This window comes from Kitasatospora sp. NPDC093558, assembly GCF_040683475.1.
GTDB lineage: Bacteria > Actinomycetota > Actinomycetes > Streptomycetales > Streptomycetaceae > Kitasatospora.
In genome coordinates this window covers 1-5074 of the sequence record NZ_JBFBDY010000466.1, presented here as the reverse complement: position 1 = coordinate 5074, position 5074 = coordinate 1, and the positions used below count along the sequence as shown (strand labels likewise).

Annotated in this window: 6 protein-coding genes; 5 read left to right on the top strand and 1 reads right to left on the bottom strand. The window is 74.7% G+C overall.

The genetic code is table 11. The annotated features are described in order from the left end of the window. The 4 genes from AB0O00_RS29225 to AB0O00_RS29210 all read left to right on the top strand — a co-directional run. On the top strand, positions 1-986 hold a 986-nt coding region (locus tag AB0O00_RS29225; RefSeq protein ID WP_363656800.1), incomplete at its 5' end, for an AAA family ATPase. Then, positions 983-1927: an ADP-ribosylglycohydrolase family protein gene (locus AB0O00_RS29220; protein WP_363656798.1), complete on the top strand. Its 945-nt coding sequence runs from the start codon at positions 983-985 to the stop codon at positions 1925-1927. The genes AB0O00_RS29225 and AB0O00_RS29220, both read left to right, overlap by 4 nt. 22 nt (positions 1928-1949) lie before the next feature. Next, positions 1950-2423, top strand: a complete 474-nt coding sequence (locus AB0O00_RS29215; RefSeq protein ID WP_363656796.1) for an SAM-dependent methyltransferase — start codon at positions 1950-1952, stop codon at positions 2421-2423. After that, positions 2423-3193: an SDR family oxidoreductase gene (locus tag AB0O00_RS29210; protein ID WP_363656802.1), complete on the top strand. Its 771-nt coding sequence runs from the start codon at positions 2423-2425 to the stop codon at positions 3191-3193. Before AB0O00_RS29215 ends, AB0O00_RS29210 begins: the two co-directional genes overlap by 1 nt. A gap of 13 nt (positions 3194-3206) precedes the next feature. On the opposite strand, the gene AB0O00_RS29205 is transcribed toward AB0O00_RS29210, so the two are convergent. Then, positions 3207-3842 (bottom strand): hypothetical protein, encoded by a 636-nt coding sequence (locus tag AB0O00_RS29205; RefSeq protein WP_363656794.1) that lies wholly within the window; start codon positions 3840-3842, stop codon positions 3207-3209. Between the two features lie 156 nt (positions 3843-3998). Here AB0O00_RS29205 and AB0O00_RS29200 point away from each other — a divergent pair. Beyond that, positions 3999-5074 (top strand): hypothetical protein (locus AB0O00_RS29200; RefSeq protein ID WP_363656792.1); only part of this gene is annotated, 1076 nt, incomplete at its 3' end.

The window sequence follows — 5074 nt, the reverse complement described above, 5'->3', positions numbered from 1 at the left end:
CGCTCAACCAGCTGCTCGCCGAGATGGACGGCTTCGACCAGAGCACCGGCATCGTCGTCATCGCCGCCACCAACCGGCCCGACGCCCTCGACCCCGCCCTCCTGCGCCCCGGCCGCTTCGACCGGCAGGTCACCGTGCCGCTGCCCAACCAGCGCGAGCGGGCCGCGATCCTCGCCGTCCACGTGCGCGGCAAGACCCTCGCCCCGGACGCCGACCTCGACCGGATCGCCCGCGGCACCCCCGGCTTCTCCGGCGCCGACCTCGCCAACCTCGTCAACGAGGCCGCCATCAACGCCGTCCGCGCCGACCGCGCCACCCTCACCGCCGACGACCTCGACGCCGCCCGCGACCGCGTCCTGCTCGGCCGCCGCGAGTCCTCCAACGCGCTGCTGCCCGAGGAACGGCACGCTGTCGCCGTCCACGAGTCCGGGCACGCGCTGATGGCCGCGCTCTGCGAGCACGCCGACCCCGTCGCCAAGGTCACCATCCTCCCGGCCGGCGTCGCCCTCGGCGCCACCGAACAACTCCCCGAAGCCGAGCGCCACCTGTACAGCGAGAGCTACCTCACCGACCTGCTCACCGTGCAACTCGGCGGACGAGCAGCCGAGTTGGTCGTCTTCGGCGAAGGCTCCACCGGCGCCGCCAACGACCTCGCCAACGCCACCTCCGTCGCCACCCGGATGGTCCGCGAGTTCGGCCTCTCCCCGGACCTCGGCCCGGTCGGCTACGCCTCCGGCTCCCCGCACTACCTCGGCGAGAGCCCCGAGGACCTGCTCCGCCGCCCCTACTCCGAGGAGACCCAGCGCGCGATCGACGAAGCCGTCGCCACCCTGCTGCGCCGCGCCGAACAGCGCGCCCTCGGCCTGCTGCGCGAACACCGCCACCACCTCGACGAGTTGGCCGCACTGCTGGTCGAGAAGGAGACAGTGGACGGCACGGTGGTACTCGACATCCTCCGCCACCCGCCCGCTACTCTCCCCGAATGACCGAACGTGACCGGCAGGACCGCACAGCAGGCACGGTGCTCGGCTCCGCCGCGGGCGACGCCCTCGGCGCACCGTACGAGTTCGGGCCCGCGGGGGCCTTCTCGGCCCGCTTCCCCGACGGCGACGGCGAGATGGTCGCCGGCGGCGGCTGGGACCGCGGCGAGGCTACGGACGACACGCAGATGGCCGTCCTCGTCGCCGAATCGCTGCTCGACAGGGGCGAGTTGGACCTTCCGGACATCTTCGCGAGGTTCCAGCGCTGGGCCGCATCGGAACCGAAGGACATCGGGATCCAGACCGAGGACGTCCTCACCAACGGCCACACCTGGGATCTCGCCGCCGCCGTCCACTTCAACACGACCATGCGCGCCGCCGGCAACGGCGCCCTCATGCGCGCGGCCCCCTCCGCCGTCGCCTTCGCCCCCGCCGGGCGTGAGGCCACCATGGCCGCCGCCCGGCGGATCTCCGCCCTCACCCATGGCGACGGTGCCGCCTGGGAGGGCACGGCGATCTTCCACGAGCTCGTCCGCCAAGCGCTCGACGGCGCCGACCCGCTCGCCGCGATCCCGGGCGTCCTGGAGCACGTCGTGCCCGCTCACCGTGAGCGGTACGCCGTCGTCCTCGCCCCCGACTGGCACCCGGAGCGCGCCACCGAGGCCAACGGTGCCGTCTGGCCCTGCCTCGGCTCCGCCGTGTGGGCGCTGCGCACCACCGACGGCTACCCGGCCGCCGTCCGCGCCGCGATCGACCTCGGCGGGGACACCGACACCGTCGCCGCCGTCACCGGCGCGCTGGCCGGGGCCGTGTACGGCCTCGGCGCGATTCCGGCGGGCTGGACCGACGCGCTGCACGTTCCGCTGCCCGGGTTCGGCGGGCGGGTGCTGTGTACGTCCGAGCTCCTCGTACTGGCCAGTAGGCTCGCGGGTTACGATGCGAAGTGATCACGCAACGAACGGGGGGCTCATGGACGTGACGTCGAGGCCGGTGGCGCAGGTCGTCGGCGGGCGGGACGAGGTGCTCGACGACCGCTGGGGTGGTGTCACCGCGATCGTCCGGCTGGACGGCGAGCAGTTCACCGAGGAGGCGCTGTACGGGCTGGCGGACTTCTCCCACCTGGAGATCGACTACCACTTCGACCGCGTGCCGGTGGAGAAGATCGAGACCGGCGCCCGCCACCCGCGCGGCAACACCGACTGGCCGCTGGTCGGCATCTTCGCCCAGCGCGGCAAGAACCGGCCCAACCGCCTCGGTGTCTCCCGCTGCGAGCTGGTCCGCGTGGACGGCCTCGACCTGCACGTCACCGGCCTCGACGCGGTGGTCGGCACGCCCGTGCTCGACATCAAGCCGTACCTGGCCGAGTTCGGTCCGCGCGGCGAGGTCCGTCAGCCGGCCTGGTCGAGCGAGCTCATGCGCGACTACTACACGGCCGGCGAGTGATGGCGGCGGCCGAGCGGCTCGCGGTGGTCTCCGGCGGTGGCACCGGCATCGGCCGGGCCATCGCCGCCCGGCTCGCCACCGACGGGCACCGGGTGGCGATCCTCGGGCGGCGCGCCGCCGTCCTCGACGAGGCCCGCGACACGATCGAGAAGACCACCGGCCCGGGCCGGATCCTGCCCGTGCCCGTCGACCTCACCGACCCCGAGGCCGTCGAGGCCGCCGCCGCGCGGATCGCCGAACTCGGGCCGGTGGACGCCCTCGTGAACAACGCGGGCGCGATCGTCACCCCGCCCGCCGACCGAAGCCTCGCCGCCCTCGCGCACTCCTGGCGCCAGGACCTGGACGGCAACCTGCTCTCCGCCGTCCTCCTCACCACCGCCCTCCAGGACCACCTGCGCCGCCCCGGGGGCCGGCTGGTCGTCATCAGCTCGGCCGCCGCCCAGCGCGGCGGCGCGGGCCCGCACTCGCTCGGCTCCTACGCCGCCGCCAAGGCCGCGCTGCACGGCTGGGCCTTCGGCCTGGCACGGCAGTTGGGCCCGGACGGGATCACCGTCAACGTCCTCGCGCCCGGCTACATCGCGGACACCGAGATCTTCGGCGACGGCTGGACGGAGGCCTTCCACGCGCAGAAGGTGGCCGACACCCTGGTGGGCCGCGCCGGCACCCCGGAGGACGTGGCCGAGGCCGTCGCCTACCTCACGTCCCCGGCGGCCAGCTACCTGACCGGCCAGGTCGTCGGCCTGAACGGCGGTGCGGTGCTCGGCCGTTGAGCCCGATGAGGGGTCATACGACGATCTCGATGGCCTCCAGGCGCCGCGACTGGCCGGTGGTCCCGGCGACGGCGACCTTCTGGGCGGCCGCGCACTGGAAGCCGAGCCAGCCGTAGTCCTGGACGTAGGCGTCGGCGCAGATGCCGTTGGTCGCGATGCTGGCCGCGTAGGCCTCCATCCGCAGGGACTGCCCGGTCGTGCCGATGAGGATCTCCGTGCCGTCCTCGCCGCACCGCCAGCCCTGCCAGGCGATGTTCTGCACGTACGCGTCGAAGCAGAGGCCGCCGGTGTTGCTGCCGATGATGTCGATCGCCTCGATGGCGAGGCTCTGTCCTTCGGTGCCGTTGGGCCGCCCGTCGCAGACCGCCTGCTGCCAGCCGATGTTCTGCACGTGCGTCGCGTAACAGATGTGCCGGACGGGGGCGTTGGGGCGCTCGGCCTGCGCCTGCCGGAGGGCGGCGACCAGCGCGTCGTGGACGGCGGGTCCTGCGGTGGCGGGCGGGGCGGTGGCCGGGGCGGCGGCGGGGGCGACGGCCACCGGCGGGGTGCCGGGTGCGTCGGCGCGGGCCGGGCCGCCGCCTGCGGCGAGGCCGGTGACCAGCAGTGCGGCGCACAGCGCGGTGGCGGGGGTCCGGAGGGTTCGGTTCATCACGGTGGGTCCTTCCTGCACGTGGCGGGTCCGCCCGGGGCGGGCCCGCGCGAGGGGGTGGCCACTGCGGAACCTAGCGCCCGTTCGCTCACGCACCGTCCGCCCGCCGCGGCGACCCGCTCGACTTGGGCTGTTCGATACCGCGATGCCCATCGGATGTCGGACGGCGCCGGCGCCCGAGGCGTCCGGTCTCGTACGGGTTCCAGCGGGCCACCGGGCGGGCCTGAGCGGCCGGCGTCCGCGCGTATATCGATCGTCAACATCCCTTCCCTACGGTGGACCGGCGGGGCCGCAGTCCGGCGTGCCCCGGTCAGGCTCTCGACCAAGGGGACTCCGCTGTCCAGGATCATCACCGCCGCCGTACCGGCCCACGGCCACGTCGGTCCGCTGCTCGCCATCTCCGCCGACCTCGCCGCCCGCGGCCACGAGGTGGTCTTCCTCGGCGGCGGCCGGTTCGCGGGGGCGGCGGAGCGGGCCGGGGTGCGCTTCGTCGCGCTGCCCGCCGAGGCCGACTTCGACGACCGGGACCTCGGGGCGAGCTTCCCCGGACGCTCCGCGCTGCCCGCCGGGCCGGAGCGGATCGCCTTCGACGTCCGGCACGTCTTCACGGACCCGGTCCCGGCGCAGTACCGCGCGCTGGAGGACCTGCTGGCCGGCTTCCCGGCGGACGCGGTGATCGCGGACGCGTTCTTCCAGGGCGCCCTCGCGCTGGCGCTGAGCCGCCCGCGGGCCCGGCGGCCCGCCGTGGTGGGCGTCGGCGTGGCCCCGTCGATGTTCCAGAGCGTCGACACCCCGCCGTTCGGCCTCGCCCTGCCGCCCATGCCGGGCGAGGCGGGCCGGGCGTACAACCGGGCCATGAACGAGGAGATGAACCGGCGCGGCGAGCCGCTGCTGCGGTACGCGCAGGAGGTGTTCGCCCGCCTCGGCGTCACGCTCCCGGACGGACCGCGTCTCAACGCCATGGTGACGGTGCCGGACCACTACCTCCAGCTCACCGTGCCCGGCTTCGAGTACCCGCGCAGCGACGCCCCCGCGAGCTACCGCATGATCGGCGCGCTGCCGGCGGCCGGCGGCGACCGGCCCCCGCTGCCGGACTGGTGGCCCGAGCTGGACGGCAGCCGCCCGGTGGTCGTGGTGACCCAGGGCACGCTCGCCAACACCGACCTCACCGAGCTCGTCGCGCCCACCGTCACGGCCCTCGCCGACCACGACGTGCTGGTGGTCGCCGCCAC

Coding starts and splice junctions, on each gene's coding strand:
- AB0O00_RS29220 (WP_363656798.1), top strand. CDS start 983: ATGACCGAACGTGACCGGCAGGACCGCACAGCAGGCACGGTGCTCGGC.
- AB0O00_RS29215 (WP_363656796.1), top strand. CDS start 1,950: ATGGACGTGACGTCGAGGCCGGTGGCGCAGGTCGTCGGCGGGCGGGAC.
- AB0O00_RS29210 (WP_363656802.1), top strand. CDS start 2,423: ATGGCGGCGGCCGAGCGGCTCGCGGTGGTCTCCGGCGGTGGCACCGGC.
- AB0O00_RS29205 (WP_363656794.1), bottom strand. CDS start 3,842: ATGAACCGAACCCTCCGGACCCCCGCCACCGCGCTGTGCGCCGCACTG.